Source organism: Bacillus cereus group sp. MYBK222-1, from assembly GCF_051916425.1.
Classification (GTDB): domain Bacteria; phylum Bacillota; class Bacilli; order Bacillales; family Bacillaceae_G; genus Bacillus_A; species Bacillus_A paranthracis.
This window is the reverse complement of record NZ_JBQAGP010000001.1, coordinates 1,537,845-1,556,009: the sequence shown is the minus strand read 5'-3', so window position 1 is coordinate 1,556,009 and position 18,165 is coordinate 1,537,845. Positions and strand designations below refer to the sequence as shown.

Genomic DNA, 18,165 nt, shown 5'->3' with positions numbered 1-18,165 from the left:
CCCCTGATCGTAGTACGTCGGGGGGTACTATAGAGCATATTTTTTCGCATTGGAATGAAAGTGTAACAATTGTAGTGTTTAAAAAAATCGTAAGTAATAGGAAACTCTTGAACATATGGATACACACTATTTTCGTATCCGAAATAATAGAACAATAAAAAAACAACGGGGGTAAAAAGATGGTTAACAGTTTATGGAATGAAACAAAGGCATCACAATTATCGCAAGGAGTAGACGAATTAGTATATCGTTCAAATTTAATTGGAACAGACCGTGCTGTATGTAATTGGGGAGGCGGAAACACATCGGTAAAGACATTTGAAAAAGATTTCCGCGGCCGCGATATAGAAGTGATGTGGGTTAAGGGAAGTGGATCCGATTTAGCAACGATGAAAGCACAAAATTTTACAGGTTTAAGAATGGAAGACATTCGCCTATTAATGGAGCGTGAAGAAATGTCAGATGAAGAAATGGTAGAGTATTTAGCTCATTGTATGATTGACAGTAAGCATCCACGTGCATCTATCGAAACATTATTACATGCTTTTTTACCTTTTAAACATGTGGATCATACACATCCAGATGCCATTATTAGTCTTTGCTGCGCACATAATGGAAGACAAATTGCGGAGGAGATTTACGGCAATCGTTTCGTTTGGGTTCCGTATGTGCGACCTGGATTTACGTTATCTAAAATGATTGCAGAAGGCGTGAAAAATAATCCAAATGCTGAACTCGTGTTAATGGAAAAACATGGGCTAGTCGTTTGGGGAGATACGGCGAAGGAAAGCTATGAAAGAACAATTGCAGTTATTAATGAGGCAGAACAATATATCAATGAACGAGTGAATGAAAATACTGTATTCGGAGGTGAAAAATACGAAACACTCTCAGTAGAAGAGCGTAGAAGCATTCTTGCAAAAGTAATGCCGATTATTCGCGGGGCAGTGAGTGATGAGAAGAAAATGTTATTATCTTATGATGATACAGATGAAGTACTTCAATTTGTAAACAGCCACGATGCACGAGAGCTTTCGCAAGTTGGAGCAGCTTGTCCGGATCATTTAGTTCATACAAAGCGCAGTCCTCTTTATATTGATTGGGATCCGCAAACAAAAAACGTAGACGGATTAATAGAGAGTATTAAATCTGGTGTTACAAACTTTAAAGATGAGTATAAAGCTTACTTTGAACGTAACAAATACGAAGGAGACAAAATGTTTGAATCTGCACCTCGCGTTATTTTAATTCCTGGTATCGGTATGGTGAATACCGGTAAAAATGTGGCAATGTCAAAAGTAAGTGGTGCGCTGTATCATAGGGCAATTTCGGTAATGAAAGGTGCTACAACGCTCGGACGTTTCGTTTCTTTAAATGAAAATGAATCTTACAATGTGGAGTACTGGCCGCTAGAGCTGTATAAATTATCGTTAGCACCGGCTGAAGCGGAATTTTCTCGCAAAGTTGTGTTTATTACAGGTGGTGCTGGCGGAATTGGAAGTGAAACGGGACGCTGCCTCGTTTCAGAAGGTGCGCATGTCGTGCTTGCTGACTTGAATTTTGAAGGGGCAGAAAAAGTTGCGGCTGAAATTAACGAGAAGTACGGCGAAGGTCGTGCTACTGCTGTGAAAATGGATGTAACAAAAGAAGAAGAAGTAAAGGCGGCATTTGAGCAGGCAGCTCTTACTTACGGAGGCGTTGATAGTATCGTGAATAATGCAGGACTTGCGACGTCTAGTCCATTTGATGAAACGACACTTCAAGAATGGAATTTAAATATGAACGTACTTGGAACAGGATACTTTTTAGTGGCACGTGAAGCGTTCAAGCAAATGAAACAGCAAGGAATTGGCGGGAATATGGTATTTGTCGGCTCGAAAAATTCTGTGTATGCCGGAAAAAATGCTTCGGCATACAGTTCTGTAAAAGCACTCGAAACGCATTTAGCGAGATGTATTGCAGCTGAAGGCGGTGAGTATGGCATACGTGTAAATTCAGTTCTTCCCGATGCGGTGTTGCAAGGGTCAGCTATTTGGGGTTCAAAGTGGCGCGAAGAACGTGCCGCAGCATATGGTATCGAACCTGATCAATTAGAGGAACATTACCGTAAACGTACAACATTATTAGTTAATATTTATTCGAGGGATATTGCTGAATCGATTGCTTTCTTTGCCTCCTCAAAGGCAGATAAAACAACGGGATGTATGATTACAGTTGATGGTGGTGTAACAGCAGCATTTACTAGATAACTATTACGTTTGTGAAAAGGTATTTCAAAAGAAGTATAAGAGGAAAATGTTTTTTGCCTCTTATACTTCCATATAAAAGAATAGCGAATTTCAAGGAGAGAATAAAAGAAGTCAATGTGCAGAAGGGGACATTTTACATTCGCTTTTCAAAAGGGGATGGAAATTTGAAACTGAGAAACGTATTAACAGGGGGATTGCTTTTTAGTACTTTATTATTTTCTTTAGGAAGCACTGGAGAGTTTAGTAAAGCAAAAGCAACAGCACCTATTACGATTGAAAATCCAAAACCAGAGGGAAAGAAACTATCACTTTGGTACAATGAGCCAGCAAAAGATTGGGAAAAACAAGCATTGCCAATCAGTAATGGCTATATGGGTGGAATGGTCTTTGGTGGAGTCCAACAAGAACGTATTCAGTTTAATGAAAAAACGCTTTGGACTGGCGGACCAAGCAGTACAAGTGAGTATACGTACGGGAATCGTGATGGGGCAGCGAGTCACTTAGGTAGCATTAGAGAAAAGTTATCAAAAGGTGATAAATCAGGAGCAGAAAGGGAATCTACGCAATTTCTCACAGGTCTCCAAAAAGGCTTTGGTTCCTATCAAAATTTCGGGGACATATACTTAGATTTTAATATGCCAGATGGGTCTTCATTTTCCAATTATCGCAGGGAATTAAATTTAAATGAGGGAATTTCTACGGTGTCCTATAACTATAAAGGTGTTCAATATAATAGGGAATATTTTGCAAGTTACCCTGATCGCGTTATGGTCATGCGTTTAACTGCTAGTGAATCGAAACAGCTTTCATTAGATGTTAGACCAACGAGTGCACAGGGAGGGCAAGTAACGTCCAAAGATAACAAAATCACGATAAAAGGACAAATAGCGAATAATGGAATGAAATATGAATCGGAATTTAAAGTACTGAATGAAGGTGGTACATTAACAGCAGAGAATGGGAAAATTAAAGTAGCAAATGCAGATAGTTTAACAATTATTATGACTGCAGCTACTGATTATGAAAATAAGTACCCGAGTTATAAGGGGGAAGATCCACATCAAAAGGTTGAAAAAATTATGTCCGCTATTTCTAACAAGAGTTATGAGGTTTTAAAATATACACATATAAAAGACTATTACTCTTTATTTAATCGTGTTTCTTTAAATTTAGGAGGAGAAAAACCATCCGTTCCAACAAATGAATTACTAGCATCTTACAGTAAAGAAAACAGTAAGTATTTAGAAGAACTATTCTTCCAATATGGAAGATATTTGCTTATTTCTTCTTCAAGACCAGGAACGCTTCCTGCAAATTTACAAGGAGTATGGAATAATTCGAACACACCACCGTGGGAAAGTGATTATCATTTTAATATTAATCTCCAAATGAATTATTGGCCTGCAGAAGTGACAAATCTGTCTGAAACAGCTGAGCCATTAATGGATTATGTTGATTCATTGAGAGAACCGGGAAGGGTTTCAGCAGAAAAACATTTTGGTGTTACAGGCGGCGGGTGGACCGTTAACACGATGAATAATCCATTTGGATTTACTGCGCCTGGATGGGGATTAGGCTGGGGATGGGCACCTAGTGCGAATGCCTTTATTGGTCAAAACCTTTGGGAGCATTACAAGTTTACGGATGATAAACAATACTTACAAGAAAAGATTTATCCGATACTGAAAGAAGCGGCAGAGTTTCATAGTAAGTTTTTAGTAGAAGATCAAAATAAGAAGTTAGTTGTTTCTCCGTGCTGGTCTCCAGAGCTTGGTGGCATTTCTAATGGATGTGCCTTTGACCAACAGTTAGTATATGAATTGTTCTCAAATGTCATCGAAGCTAGTAATCTTTTACAGATTGATAAAGGATTTCGAGACGAGTTAAAGGCGAAAAGGGATAAATTATTCCCGCCAATTCAAATTGGTAGATATGGTCAGGTGCAAGAGTGGAAGGATGATATAGATGACCCTGGCGAAACGCATAGGCATATATCCCAGTTAGTTGCGCTATATCCAGGAAGTATGATTAATCACAATACACCAGAATGGCTAGAGGCAGCTAAAGTTACTTTAAACCATCGTGGTGACGAGGGAACAGGCTGGAGTAAAGCGAATAAAATTAACCTATGGGCACGTTTGTTAGATGGTGACCATGCGTATAAAATTCTGCAAGGGCAACTTACTGGAAGTACGCTCAGCAACTTATTTGATACGCATCCGCCGTTTCAAATTGATGGGAATTTTGGCGCAACATCAGGAATTGCTGAAATGTTAATTCAAAGCCATACCGACTCCATTCAACTATTGCCTGCACTTCCGAAAGCTTGGAAAGACGGTTCTTATAAAGGATTAAGAGCACGCGGTGCATTTACGATTGATGCGGATTGGAAAAATGGCACGCCTACAGTTATTCAGGTGACTTCTGATCACGGAAACGATGTAAAGTTAAAAAGTCCAATGTTCAATACGCCGTTTACTGTGACAAAAGTTGGGACGAATACACCGGTGCCATTTACGAAGGATGGCGATACGATTTCATTTAAAACGGAAGCAGGTAAAAAGTATAAAATTGAGTCTATGCTTAGTTTCGATCTAGAATCTCCGAACGGTGTAACAGCAGGAAATACAGTTAAGGTAAAGGCAAACTTATCAAACTTTGGTACGTTGAAATCTTCAGCTGGAGAAGTGGTTGTAAAGGCTCCAGAGAGCTGGAATGTGAAGCCAATTAAAGTAGCTTTTGAAGGCGTTGAACCAGGGCAATCGAAAACAATTGAGGCAGATTTACCTGTCCCTATTGATGTAGTTGCTAATAAGTATTCCATTGAAGCGGAGGTAACTACAGATAGCGGGGCGATTCGTAAATCCAATCAAATAGAAGTAACGCCAGCAGTAAAGCTAATTTCGGCAAATGTTGACCCACATCCAATTAGTAGTGAAGGTGGTTCGACTACATTAAAGGTAAAGGTCCAAAATGAAATAAAGGAAAAAGTGACACCTGGAAAAATTGAATTGCAATTACCAGAAGGCTGGAATGCACATCCATTAGCGACAGACTTTCAATTATCGGCAGGAGGAGAGGAGACATATTCATTTGTTATAACTCCGCCATCCGAGTTTAAAGGAGTAAAAGAAGTTGGAGTTTCTGTAAAATTGGGGAATGCGGTGGTAACATCAACGAAAGTGCAAGTTGCTTCCGGCGGCATCTATCTTAGTGACATTTCATGGGTAAAAGCAACTGCTGGATGGGCAACGGTTCAAAAAGATAAAAGCACTGATAAAAACCCACTTTCATTACTTGGAACGACAGGACCGATTACGTACAAAAAAGGAATCGGAACGCATTCGAAGTCAGAAATTACGTACGACATATCAAATGCAACTTACAAACGATTTCATTCATACGTAGGAATCGACCAGGAGCCTGGTGGTAAAGGCGGTTCGGTCGTATTTAAAGTGCTGCTTGATGGGGCAGAAGTATTTAATAGCGGTACAATGTACTATAATACGCCAGCAAAATTTGTTGATGTTGATCTTACTGGCAAGAAAGAATTAAAATTAGTCGTTGATGATGCAGGTAACGGTAATGGAAATGATCATGCGGACTGGGCGGATGCTTGGTTGAGTTTTAAATAAGGATGATGTAATAATAGTTACTCTTTTTCGTCATACCGATTATATGTTCCCAACTATACCCTCACATGTTTATTTGGGATTTGATGATCTCGTAGGAAAAAGAGTAGTCTGAGCTTCAATGTATGAAACAATTTTTATAAATAAAGGAAAGAGTCAATCTTCTATTGCATAGGAGATTGACTCTTTTTATACATAGACTACATTGATTTACAAAAAACACTAAATTAAATAGAGAATATTCTGATGGAATGATAAAGTTAGAATAGATTGGTTTAGGAAAGGTGGTTTAACTTATGATTTCTGAATTAAGCAAGAATGATTTTTATAAATGTAGTAGTTTAATAAATGAACAAGGTCAGTTAGAAGTCAAAGCTGTAATTACGGGAGTGAATCCTGGTCGAATATTTGTAGATAACGAGACTTCTCCTAATTCGGGACTCATTTGGTTAGGTAATAATGATGGCTTCTTCTTTATTGGAGATGCTGAAAATGAAGAGTTTAATAAAGAAATGAATCGTTTTATTAATCATGTAATAGTACCTGAGGCGAGGAAAGCAGGACTAGATTGCTTTGAAGGAATCGGGAATCATTCGAAGTGGAATAAAACAATCGAAAGAATATTTCAGCACCGTAACTTAAAGAGTTGGAATCAAAGAGTGTATATGCTAAGAAAAGAGGATTATGAAAATCATCATGAGCCTAAATTTGAACAGGGATATACTGTGCTAAAAATGAGTAAAGCTCTCTATGAAAATAATAATAACACATTTAAGAACATTGATTTTTTACAATCAAAAATTTTAGAGTTTTGGTCTTCACCAGATTGTTTTTTCAATGAAGGAATCGGTTATTGCATTGTGTATGGTGATCTAATTGTGAGTGTTTGTTTTTCAGGATTTGTATTTGAAAATATACACTGTATAGATATTGAAACAATAGAAGAGCACCAGGGGAGAAAATTAGCTCAAACGATAGCTCATAGTTTTGTGAAAGATTGTTTGGAGAATGACATTACTCCATATTGGGACTGTATGGAATTGAACAAGTCTTCTATCGCAGTTGTGGAAAATGTAGGGTTTACAAATGTGTTTAATTACGTAGGATATTATTTTCCTTTTGAGTAAATTAAGTGTATTTTATAAACCTATCATCGAGGATTTTTACATGTAAGGAGAATAGGATGAAACACATAATAAAAGACGTATTAATAAATTATTTTAAAGAAATTCATACATTAGCAGTGGAAGAAGAATTAAATAAGAACAGTTGGCATACAGATTTACACTATAAAATCATCGTAAATGGAAAGCGATATTCCGCAAGATTTATAAATAGCAAGCGAACAATCAATCCAGCTTTTGGAGCGTTATCAAACGAACAACTGATAGAGCAAGTACGGTTTACGTATTATGTACGCGAACATGGAATTCCTTTTATGCAGATAAATAAGAATAGGGCAGGAGAGCCATTTACACTTGTCGCTTGGAATGAGGAACAATACCGATTTGTCTTGTCTAATTGGATTGAGGGAGAACATATTACACATTGTACAGAAGCTATCGCAAAAGCCTTTGGAAAGGAATCAAGAAAGATTCATGACATATCTTGCGCATTTCAAAGCTCGATTTTTCAAAAGAAATCACATTTGGATGGGTATGCCCAGTTTATTCATATGTTAGAAAGTAAGGCAAGCGCATGCAAAGAATTACGGGAGTATATAAAGCTAGCTACATATCATATAGAGTGTGCATATACGAGTGAATTAAAGTTTATCGTACAGACAGATTTAAATCCTTTGAATGTTTTATGGGACTCAAGTGAGCAGGTAAAAGGAATTGTAGATGTCGAATCGATTGGATATGTTGATCGTATTGAAGGACTAGCCTTTTTACTAAAGTGGTATTCTCGAACAGAAGGAATACATTCGCATGAAGTATGTTCAAGTGTTGCTAGTGCATTTTTAGAAGGGTATAAGGCTCATAATATTGTTACATCAAATGATTACAGCCCTTTCCGAACGGGAAAGCCCATCGCCTTTAGGCATGGGATGAAAGTGAGGTTGGATACGGAGTACCACTAAAAATCGCTAAGTTTGTGGTACTTTAAGTATCCAAAATATTGGTATCTTTTGTGGTGTAGTTTAAAAGTACAACTGATACAATGTGAATATGATACATGATTATAGAAGAACCAAAACAACTGTGTCATTAATTAACTACCATTTTGTGTTTTGCCCGCGATACAGAAGAAAGATTTTTCTTAACACAAAAGTAGAAGAACGTTTCAAAGAGTTGGTTCAAGAAATATGCGGAGAAATGGATGTTGCTATTGTCGCAATGGAATGCGGCAAAGACCATGTTTACTTGCTCTTAAATATACTACCAACACTTAGTCCTGCTGACACAATCGCAAAAATTAAAGGAGTGACATCGAAGCGTTTGAGAGGAGAGTTTCCTCATCTTCAACACTTGCCAAGTCTATGGACACGTTCCTATTTTGTTTCTACTGCTGGAAATGTATCGACTGAGACAATTAAACAGTATGTTGAAAATCAAAAGACGAGGGGGTGAAAATTGTGTCACAAACAATCACGGTCAAAGTTAAATTACTTCCAACAAAAGCACAAATTCAGTTATTGGAACAAAGTAGCTACGAGTATATCAAAGTCATTAATACACTTGTATCTGAAATGGTTGAAGCGAAGAAGAGCACTAAGAAAAGTACAAAAGATGTTGAAGCGAATCTTCCAAGCGCAGTGAAGAACCAAGCAATTAAAGACGCTAAAAGTGTGTTTTCTACAAAGGTGAAAAAAAGTAAATACAAAGTTATTCCGATTCTAAAGAGACCTGTTTGTGTATGGAACAATCAAAACTATTCGTTTGACTTCACGCACATTTCAGTTCCACTCATGGTAAATGGAAAATCAACTCGCTTAAAGATTCGTACTTTATTAACTGATAAATATAATCGCAATTTTAATTTGTTAACACACAAGTTAGGTACACTTCGTATCACGAAGAAATCTAATAAGTGGATTGCTCAAATATCTGTCACGATTCCTACAAATGAAAAAACAGGAACGAAGATTTTAGGGGTAGATTTAGGTCTTAAAGTCCCTGCGGTAGCCATCACAGACGATGATAAAGTTCGTTTCTTCGGCAATGGTAGACAAAACAAATATATGAAACGTAAGTTTCGTAGTGTTCGTAAGAAGTTAGGTGAAAATAAGAAATTAAATGCCATTCGACAACTTGATGATAAAGAACAAAGATGGATGCAAGACCAAGACCACAAAGTAAGTCGTGAAATCATTGACTTTGCAACCGATAATAACATTTCTGTTATTCGTTTAGAACAACTAACGAATATTAGACAGACGGCAAGAACAAGCCGTAAAAACGAGAAAAATCTACACACTTGGTCATTCTATCGTTTAGCACAATTCATTGAATACAAAGCGAATTTAGTTGGTATGAAGGTAGAATATGTGAACCCTGCTTATACAAGTCAAACATGTCCGAAATGTTCTGAAAAGAACAAAGCACCAGACAGAAAATACAAGTGCCGATGTGGATTTGAGAAACATCGTGATATTGTTGGGGCGATGAATATTCGCTACGCAACTGTGATTGATGGTAACAGTCAATCAGCCTAAGATGCTATACGCACTGTCTTAGGAGGGGCAATGAGATGCCCTCATCTTGAAGTCTGTTCAAAACAGAAATGGACTGCGAACGTTTAGTCATTCAAGAATCCCACCCGTCAATCCGTAAGGATTAGGGCTTGCGACTTTAGTCGTGGGAGTCTCAAAAAAGACTTTCTTCGTTATTATGGTTATCCGGTAGTTTAAATTGGAATTTTGTGAAGAAAACAATAAGTGTAATAAGTGATAAGAGGAAATTAGAAGAACATTTGGAAGTTTATAGAGTGAGGGGAAAAAGGTTGTCTTCATTAATAAGTAGAGAAGAAAGAGCCAACTCGTTTGAGTAGGCTCTTTAACGATAAGTAGGTTGAATATAACCTAATTTTATCCCTTTAGTGACAGCTTCTAAAGAAGATGAAACATTTAATTTATCAAATACGTGCTGAATATGATTGGAAATTGTACGTTCGCTAGCGTATAACATAGAAGCAATTTCTTTGCGCTTATAGCCATCACACAGTAATTGTAAAATTTGTTTTTCACTATGAGTCAATTCTTCAATTGTTTCTGTAGGGGTTGGAAAATGAGATGCGCCTTTATTAATATCGTGTAGTACTTTCACCAATACTTCAGGTAAAATATTTTTATTAATAAAACCACTTACACCTAGTTTTTGAGCTTCATACTGGTAAACAGGTAAATCATAACCGGTTAATATAACAATTTTTGTATCACATTTACTATCCAATATTATTTTTGCTATTTCTAAACCATCTTCACTACTTATATTGCTTAAATTAATATCTAATAAAATAATATCTGGTTTAAACTGGTTGATAATTGTAACGACATTTTCAACATTTTGTAATGAACGGAATTCATCTATTTCAGGATAATCTTCTAAGGCTATTTCCAAGCTTTTAGCAAACAAAGCATGATCATCTATTAATAAAATGTTTATAGGAATCGCCTCCTTTCATAGGAATGATAATAGTAATGCATAAACCAGAAGGGTTACTATTTGAAATGGTCATTTTACCATTTAATAAAAATAGCTGTTCTTTAATCGAATTCAATCCTTTATGACCATTCAAAATATCTGCTTCGGTAGTTGTTAAACCTTTGCCATTATCTTTCACAACAAGTTTTATTTCCCCATCTTCTTGTACTAAATGTAAATGTAACTTTGAACAATTTGAATGTTTGAATGCATTCGTTACTAGTTCTTTTAATATTCGATATACGACAAGGTGATAGGGTTCTACTAAAAACAAGTCGTCGTTACACGTAAAGGATATATTAACATGTTTCGTTTCATATTTTTTTTGAATCATTTTAAGTAAATTACGATAATTTTCTTTTAATGTAAGTGTTTTTAATAGAGTTGGATGATACTCCTGCATTTCAATGCGTATTGTATGACTTAAGTTATCCAGTGTCGCTACGATTATGTCATGAATTTCTTTTTTACTAGATTTGTTCATCATATTTTTAACAGCTAATATGTCTTGTAGTATTTCATCATGTAAATAATTAGAAAATCTACTTTTTAATTGTTCTTCTTTTACGATTTGTACTAAGTTATGAACATACGAACTGTCTGGCAAAGTTTTTAATTTTTTTGTATTCAAATTGGAGATAGTGTTTTTTGTGTCTTGAAATAATAATGTGAAATAAAGCTGAATGAACCAAATAATTGTATGTATAAAAATGAAATAAGTAATCATATTAAATTGAAATAGTACTCCAAGTGAACTCATAAAAATAAAAATGCATAAAAACATAAAAGCAATTGCACCTTTTTTTAAGGGGAAATATTGTTTCATAGATATATGATTTTTAAAGGCTATTGCATGAATACTAAATAGGGGGAACAGAATTATTATGTACCATCCTAAATTATTTACATATTCGGGACTTCTCCCAAATAACATAACATATACGATAAAGGGGAAGATAAGAATTGTAGTAGATGTAAGTAAATGCTTTTTTTCAGTTTTAAAAACAAATTTAATTCGTTTGTTATGTTTCAGGAATAGAAAAATAATCCAACTAACACTGATAAGCCATTGAAATGAAAATAGAACAGAAAATATTCTATCGTTTATTAAATATGCACCTAATGTTAGTAAATATGTAACTCGTAAAATCCAATCTTTTTCTTTTTTATAACTATAAATAGAATCTTGGAAAAAGAATAGGAGTATAAATTGCACGATTTTATATAGAATGAATACACTTAGTAGTGTACTGAATGTACGAAAAATCTGGTTGTCATTCAGTGTAAGTAAAAACTGCCAAGAAGTAAAAAGTAGTAAACTAGAAAATTGTGATAATAGAGTATTGTTTTTTAAGTTGATAAAACTAAGATATGATCCATAAATGGCCATGATCGTTATAAGCAGTAAAGGGAGTAATTTTGCTGTTCCTATAATATTGTCTATTGAAAATTCATTGCATAGAAAAATAATCATACAAAGTTGGTTAATTAAAATTAAAATTTGTTTTTGCTCATAGTACTTTTTCATAAAATCACTTACCTTTGTTAGATTGCATACAGATAAAGCTGATGTTTTTTTATTTATCATCAGCTTTATTTATAGTTTTTTACTTTTTATTGTTAAATATAATTTTATAACATGCTCTTTTTGTTAACAAATAATAAACGATATATACAACAGTAAAAATAAATATTGCAAAAAGAATCGGTAATATAAACGCACTACTTTTTCCTAATAGATCATCCATTAAAGCAGTCTTATAAGCCATTAATGCAAAGATACTATGTGCTAATCCTATTATGTAAGGAATGCTAAACAAGGTAAAAATTTCTTTACTTATTATTCTTTTTATCTTCTTTTTGTTATAGCCCATTCTATTTAAAATAATAAATTCATTTTTATTTGCCATCATACTTGAAAGGTTATGGAAATAGAGAATACTGCCTGTTGCAATAAAGAAGATGATAGTAACAAAACTAATGAGCAAGAATGTTGAGCTATTTTGCTGAATAATATAATCATTTTTCTGGTAACTACTTGTAAAATAACTATTATTTTTAAATAGTGGAGCTAAGTTTTCATAAACTGCTTTATTATTCCTCATATCTAATCCATTAAAACTCACTATCGTTTTTTCAGGTAATTCTAAAGCTTTTATTTCTTTATAAAGTTGATCCGAGATAATAAGTGTTGCGACACTATTTGCAAATCCAATTGAATTAAGTAATGTAGTGTCTTTTACTTTAATATCTATATTAGTTGTAGGCGTTAAATTTAAAGTATATATTTTCCCTTTATCTAGATTTTCTTTTTCAGGTCGATATTTTACTAGGATGCTTTCATTTTTAGCTAGATGATTAAATTCTACATTTTTATCTTGAATATGTATTAACTTTCTGTAATCTGACTCAGAGATAAGGTCAAATCCGTGTTCCTTTTTTATACTATATTCTTTCGGTAAATTATCAGAATTAGATTTCCCGTTAATAATGGTTGTTTCTGTATATCTTGTATTTTCTTTACCGACAGTATTTTGTACAGTTTGTAGTGCTTTATTGGCTACGTCCTTATCGTCTAAAGGAAACTCGATAGCTGAAGGTACGATCCGTTCTGTAGCGGCAACAGGATAGTAAAGAGTCAGTAGAGTAGAACTGAATATAGCTAAAGTTCCTGCGGTTAATAAGGTTAATAAAATGAAAGTTTTTGCTTTTGAACGAATTTTAAATATAAAGTTTGGGATGACGATAATATTGGATTCTTTATAAAACCATATTTTATTTTTCTTTAGCTTTTGAATCGCATATGGTAAAAATGAATGAATAAAGAAGATCGTCCCTAATATTACACTGAACATCGTTAAGAGAGCGATTGGAGAAAAGCCAATTGTTTTCCACAAAGATTTCGTGCCCCTTGTAATATCGATTGCTAAGAAATAGCCAATTAAAATGAAAAATAATCCTAGTAGTGAAAAAACTGTATTGATTTTTATCTTTTTATCTTCTTTTTGTTCCATACGTACTAAAGTTAGTAAGGAACTTTTTCGAAGAATAATCCAATTTGATAAAGATAAAACAAAAAGAACAGCAAAGATAAAAGCAAAGGTGAATAGTACTGCATCAAGGTTAATAAATGGTACTTTAGAAGTATCGATTTGTAATTTTAATATTTTGATTATAGCTCCTACAATTCCTTTATGAGCAATAGCACCAAAAATAATTCCTACAAATAGGGCAGCAAAGCAAATCATAATATTTTCAAAAGTTAACAGTTTTAGCATCGTTGATTTTCTATATCCTAAAAGGGAGTAAATGCCGAGTTCGTTCATTCTTTTTTTCATAAAAAATGTATTAGAGTATGACATATAGAATAGTACAAATGCCATAACAAAGATCGCCACCGTTTTTGACATCGTTTCTACTCTACCATCAGACGAAATCTTTTCCATGACAATGTCGTTCATGGAAAAAGAGATAAAGGAGAAAAATACCATCAGTACAAAAGCTACTGAAATAAAATAGAATGAATAGAAGGAGAAGTTATTTTTTAAATTCTTTTTTGCGATTGTAAATAATCCCACAGTTCAATCTTCCTTTCATATTTCTAGTTATATCGATTTTCATCAATTTTAGAGATTTCTTTTAATATTTCTTCGAAAAATTCTTTTCTATTTTGTTTATTTTTCTTTAAGTCTTTTATAATGTTTCCGTCTTTGAATATTAAAATTCTACTAGAAAAACTGGCTGCATAGGCATCATGAGTTACCATTAAAATGGTAGTTTGAAGTTCCTCATTTACCTCTTTTAATTTTTGAAGTAGTTCTGTTGCAGAATTTGAATCTAACGCGCCTGTAGGTTCATCTGCAAATAAAATACTAGGCTGCTTTGCAAGGGCTCTTGCAGCTGCAACCCTTTGTTTTTGTCCACCCGATAATTGACTAGGATACTTGCTTAATTGCTCAAATATCCCAAAACGCTTTGCTAAATTTTCTATTGTGGATTCAATTTCCTTTGGAGATTTTTTTAACAGAGTAAGTGGAACAGCAATATTTTCCTTTACGGTTAAACTATTAAGTAAAAAATACTCTTGAAAAATAAACCCTAAGTAATCCTTCCTAAAATCAGCAGATTTATTATTGTTAAGAGTTTGGATATTAATCCCGTTTATAAAAACATCGCCATCTGTAGGTGTGTCGATAGTGGATAAAATATTTAATAAAGTTGTTTTTCCGGATCCAGAGGCCCCCATAATGCCCACAAACTCACCCGCTAGAATATCAAAAGAAACTTTATTAAGTCCTGGTAATTGATTCTTGTTATAAATTTTTGTCACATTCCTTGCAGATACTAATGCATTCATTTTATTTACTCCTTTTCATCTATTTATATATGAAGTGTATCTTTTGATATAAAAAGAAGCATGAGTAAAAAGCGCAATCTTGTGCTCATATGCTGTTACTTTGTATTACGAAATTGTGTAAATGATAAAAAATATAGATACATCATGATAGGGAGTATGAATAAAAGAAACATCATCTTCCAAAATCCCATTACCTATAAAATGAGGGAAGTTCAACATAATGGACATAAACGGTGCTTATACATGTAAAGTAAGAGGTCATGAAAATGAATAAAGACTGCTAATTTTCGTGCGCTTTGATTATGTAGAAATAGGGGGAAGTGACATGAAAGGTAATACTCCTAAGAAAATTTTATTTATTCAATCAGGAATTCCTTTTTATTATCCAATGATCGAAGCAGCAATTTTGAATAGTTTACAAAAGATAAACAGCGATACAAGTATGGTGAGTCCAGAAAAAGCTATAAAAACCGCATTGAAAGTGAAACCAGATTTTATTTTGGTATTAAGCGGTTTAAGTGAAGAATTTAATCATATTATGCCATTCTTAAAAAAGGCAGGGTTTACTACTGGACTTTGGCTGACAGATGATCCTTATTATACGGATGTAACACAACATCTTGTGCCGTATTATGATTACATATTTACGCAAGATTTAAATTGTATCAAATTTTATAGAGGGTTAGGATGTAAGAATGTGTTTCATCTTCCGTTAGCAGCAAATCAAGATGTGTTTAAACCTTCTCAGAAAGAAGATACATATAAGTATGATCTTAGTTTTATAGGAACCGCATTTGAAAATAGAATTCACTTTGTTGATTCTATTTCAGAGTATTTAGCAGAAAAAAATATAAAAATTGTAGGTTTCGGTTGGGAGAATTTAAAGAGTTATGAAAGGTTAAAGGATAAAATACAAATCTTGCCACTTGCAAAGTATGAAGATGCTTTACATTTTTACGTATCTACTAAAATCAATATAAATTTGCATCGTTCACTAATTGATCAGGAATTGAATTGTAACTCTGCAAATATTCAAGCGTATTCCGTAAATAATAGGACGTTTGAAATTAATGCCGTAGGTTCTTTTCAATTAACTGATATACGTCCAGATGTAGCAAAACATTACATACCAGGTGTTGAAATAGAAACTTTTAATAGTGCATCGGAGTTTATACAAAAAGCAGAGTATTATTTGGAACATGTACAAGAAAGAAAACGTATAGCAAAAAATGGACTGGATAGAACTTTGAAACATCACACATATGATAAACGAATCATACAATTATTAAACTATATTAATTTGAGGGGCGTGAAGGTGTAATCTAGTCATTAACTTACATGAAATAGCATCGATTATACTTGAAGATAAGCATTTAATGCACTGGGATAGACCAGAAGAGATTGCTGAGGACGTTTTAAATTGGTTCATATAAAAAGGTCCGTTGTTCGCATTTGAGCAACGGATTTTCTTTTGAAAAACTGAATCTAAGAGAGATAAGCAAGAGCATTACAGTTCTATCACCAATTCATTTTTTGGTATAATAGATGCGTGGCAGAAAACAGATAGAAAGATACTGCTAGGAATTTATACTTAAATGTTGGGAGATTGAACAGAGTTATGGGGACAGAAAAAGAAATTAGTTCCGCTAAATTAATATGGAAGATGACGCGCCCGCATACGTTAACGGCGACATTTTCTCCTGTAATTTTAGGAACAGTGGCATCACTTTATGTTGCCGAAATTGATTGGCTTTTATTTATTGCGATGATGGTTGCATGTTTAGCATTGCAAATCGCGACGAACTTATTTAATGAGTACTATGATTTCAAACGTGGATTAGATACCGCTGATTCTGTTGGCATCGGTGGCGGAATTGTCCGTCACGGATTGAAACCAAAAAATGTGTTGACAGTTGCGCTTTTATTGTATGTAGTAGCAGCAATTATTGGAGTTTATATTTGTATGAATAGTAGCTGGTGGTTAGTCGTCATTGGTTTAATTGGGATGGCGGTTGGTTATTTATATACAGGTGGTCCATTACCAATTGCGTACACTCCATTTGGAGAATTAGTTTCTGGATTGTTAATGGGGACATGCTTTGTACTTATTGCTTTCTTTATTCAAACGAATACGATAACGACTGAAAGTGTATTAATTTCCATTCCAATTGGAATTTTAGTCGGTGCAATCAACATGTCAAATAACATCCGAGATATTGAAGAAGATATTAAAGGTGGAAGAAAGACATTAGTAATCCTCCTTGGGAGAGAAAAAGCAATAGTAACACTAGCTGTAGCCTTTTTCGTTGCTTATTTCTGGATTGCGGTAATTGTATTGATGGGTTATATAAGTCCTTGGGCATTAGTGATGTTCCTAGGTTTGAGAAAACCAATCTCTGCCATTCAAAGCTTCCAAAAAGGGGCAAAGGATCCCGGATATATGCGCATCGCCATGAAATCAACAGCGATGACAAATACGATTTTCGGCTTTTTATTATCAGCAGGATTATTAATAAGTTACTTGTTTTAAATAAAAACCCCCAGTTTCTCAATTTTAATTTAGAGAGATTGGGGGTTTTATTTTGACTTTGCTTCATGTTAAAAACAGTTTCATTTGAAATGAAAATACCAATACATTGCAACTTCATCATTTGTCATATCCAAACCTTTATAAATAAGAAAATCAAATCCACCAATTACAAATCCACATTTTTCATAAAATTTACATGCTGCGACATTATTATTTTGCGTTTCAAGCATAATACCTGGCATATTGCCTTCTTTTGCCCACTGCTTTGCTTGATCAACTAATCTTTTACCAACTCCGAGTGTACGATATTTTTTATCCACTGTTATATCTTCTATGTAAGCATAGTGATTCCAATTCTTTTTCAATACTATGAATCCGATGATTTGGTTATGTAACAGTGCTATGTAAATTACTTGATTCGGTTTATTTATATACTCATTGTACGCCAGTTCTTCATTATCACATTGATTTTGTAAATAACTTTTTTCATAACTTGGAACGTCTTCTACTGTATATTCTATGCGTCTATTTACTTTGGAAAGAGAAAGAATTAACCGAGCATTTACTATAAAACTATCATCAATCTCCGGGAAATTGCCTACATCATTTTTTTCTAACTTTCTAATTAAAAGGTTCATCGGAGTACCTCCCAATAATATTATTTCTTCTGATTTTTTATTTGATTCAAATGAATTGCGATTACAAAATTATAATAGAATTTCAATGGTAAGGCTATCTCTGTATTTTATCT

At 34.1% G+C, this 18,165-nt stretch carries 12 protein-coding genes and 2 pseudogenes; 9 read left to right on the top strand and 5 right to left on the bottom strand.

What is annotated here, in order from left to right; all coding sequences use genetic code 11:
- The first annotated feature begins 179 nt into the window (after positions 1-179).
- From ACTFR9_RS08030 to ACTFR9_RS08000, 7 genes and pseudogenes are all read left to right on the top strand, one after another.
- Positions 180-2,249, top strand: coding sequence for a bifunctional rhamnulose-1-phosphate aldolase/short-chain dehydrogenase (locus ACTFR9_RS08030; RefSeq protein ID WP_000248237.1), 2,070 nt, complete (start codon positions 180-182; stop codon positions 2,247-2,249).
- A gap of 164 nt (positions 2,250-2,413) precedes the next feature.
- Positions 2,414-5,884 (top strand): glycosyl hydrolase family 95 catalytic domain-containing protein, encoded by a 3,471-nt coding sequence (locus tag ACTFR9_RS08025; RefSeq protein ID WP_440048962.1) that lies wholly within the window; start codon positions 2,414-2,416, stop codon positions 5,882-5,884.
- Positions 5,885-6,177: 293 nt separating this feature from the next.
- Positions 6,178-7,008, top strand: coding sequence for a GNAT family N-acetyltransferase (locus tag ACTFR9_RS08020; protein ID WP_000622594.1), 831 nt, complete (start codon positions 6,178-6,180; stop codon positions 7,006-7,008).
- Between the two features lie 56 nt (positions 7,009-7,064).
- A pseudogene (locus ACTFR9_RS08015) lies at positions 7,065-7,889 on the top strand (phosphotransferase); the annotation flags it as partial.
- Between the two features lie 163 nt (positions 7,890-8,052).
- On the top strand, positions 8,053-8,454 hold the full coding sequence (tnpA, locus tag ACTFR9_RS08010; protein ID WP_050541424.1) for an IS200/IS605 family transposase: 402 nt from the start codon (positions 8,053-8,055) through the stop codon (positions 8,452-8,454).
- A 5-nt stretch (positions 8,455-8,459) separates the two neighbouring features.
- The gene (locus tag ACTFR9_RS08005) at positions 8,460-9,539 is read left to right on the top strand and encodes an RNA-guided endonuclease TnpB family protein (protein ID WP_000084134.1); all 1,080 of its coding nucleotides are present in this window, start codon (positions 8,460-8,462) and stop codon (positions 9,537-9,539) included.
- A 155-nt stretch (positions 9,540-9,694) separates the two neighbouring features.
- Positions 9,695-9,874: pseudogene (locus ACTFR9_RS08000) on the top strand (aminoglycoside phosphotransferase family protein); the annotation flags it as partial.
- Positions 9,875-9,879: 5 nt separating this feature from the next.
- Here ACTFR9_RS08000 and ACTFR9_RS07995 read toward each other — a convergent pair.
- The 4 genes from ACTFR9_RS07995 to ACTFR9_RS07980 form a co-directional block, all read right to left on the bottom strand.
- Positions 9,880-10,488, bottom strand: a complete 609-nt coding sequence (locus ACTFR9_RS07995; protein WP_139120474.1) for a response regulator transcription factor — start codon at positions 10,486-10,488, stop codon at positions 9,880-9,882.
- Positions 10,466-12,055: an ATP-binding protein gene (locus ACTFR9_RS07990; protein ID WP_000761135.1), complete on the bottom strand. Its 1,590-nt coding sequence runs from the start codon at positions 12,053-12,055 to the stop codon at positions 10,466-10,468. Before ACTFR9_RS07990 ends, ACTFR9_RS07995 begins: the two co-directional genes overlap by 23 nt.
- Positions 12,056-12,134: 79 nt before the next feature.
- The gene (locus ACTFR9_RS07985) at positions 12,135-14,105 is read right to left on the bottom strand and encodes an FtsX-like permease family protein (RefSeq protein WP_000522533.1); all 1,971 of its coding nucleotides are present in this window, start codon (positions 14,103-14,105) and stop codon (positions 12,135-12,137) included.
- Between the two features lie 23 nt (positions 14,106-14,128).
- Positions 14,129-14,884, bottom strand: a complete 756-nt coding sequence (locus ACTFR9_RS07980; RefSeq protein ID WP_000993163.1) for an ABC transporter ATP-binding protein — start codon at positions 14,882-14,884, stop codon at positions 14,129-14,131.
- Between the two features lie 325 nt (positions 14,885-15,209).
- On the opposite strand from ACTFR9_RS07980, the gene ACTFR9_RS07975 reads away from it, so the two are divergent.
- Together ACTFR9_RS07975 and menA are read left to right on the top strand one after the other, a co-directional pair.
- Positions 15,210-16,205 (top strand): CgeB family protein, encoded by a 996-nt coding sequence (locus ACTFR9_RS07975; RefSeq protein WP_000678142.1) that lies wholly within the window; start codon positions 15,210-15,212, stop codon positions 16,203-16,205.
- A gap of 297 nt (positions 16,206-16,502) precedes the next feature.
- The gene (gene menA, locus ACTFR9_RS07970) at positions 16,503-17,414 is read left to right on the top strand and encodes a 1,4-dihydroxy-2-naphthoate polyprenyltransferase (protein WP_000536360.1); all 912 of its coding nucleotides are present in this window, start codon (positions 16,503-16,505) and stop codon (positions 17,412-17,414) included.
- 80 nt (positions 17,415-17,494) lie between these two features.
- Here the strand turns inward: menA and satA are convergent, their stop codons facing one another.
- Positions 17,495-18,052, bottom strand: coding sequence for a streptothricin N-acetyltransferase SatA (satA, locus tag ACTFR9_RS07965; RefSeq protein WP_001050473.1), 558 nt, complete (start codon positions 18,050-18,052; stop codon positions 17,495-17,497).
- Positions 18,053-18,165 lie beyond the last annotated feature (113 nt).

Coding starts and splice junctions, on each gene's coding strand:
- ACTFR9_RS08020 (WP_000622594.1), top strand. CDS start 6,178: ATGATTTCTGAATTAAGCAAGAATGATTTTTATAAATGTAGTAGTTTA.
- ACTFR9_RS07975 (WP_000678142.1), top strand. CDS start 15,210: ATGAAAGGTAATACTCCTAAGAAAATTTTATTTATTCAATCAGGAATT.
- ACTFR9_RS08030 (WP_000248237.1), top strand. CDS start 180: ATGGTTAACAGTTTATGGAATGAAACAAAGGCATCACAATTATCGCAA.
- ACTFR9_RS07990 (WP_000761135.1), bottom strand. CDS start 12,055: ATGAAAAAGTACTATGAGCAAAAACAAATTTTAATTTTAATTAACCAA.
- tnpA (WP_050541424.1), top strand. CDS start 8,053: ATGATACATGATTATAGAAGAACCAAAACAACTGTGTCATTAATTAAC.
- satA (WP_001050473.1), bottom strand. CDS start 18,052: ATGAACCTTTTAATTAGAAAGTTAGAAAAAAATGATGTAGGCAATTTC.
- menA (WP_000536360.1), top strand. CDS start 16,503: ATGGGGACAGAAAAAGAAATTAGTTCCGCTAAATTAATATGGAAGATG.
- ACTFR9_RS07980 (WP_000993163.1), bottom strand. CDS start 14,884: ATGAATGCATTAGTATCTGCAAGGAATGTGACAAAAATTTATAACAAG.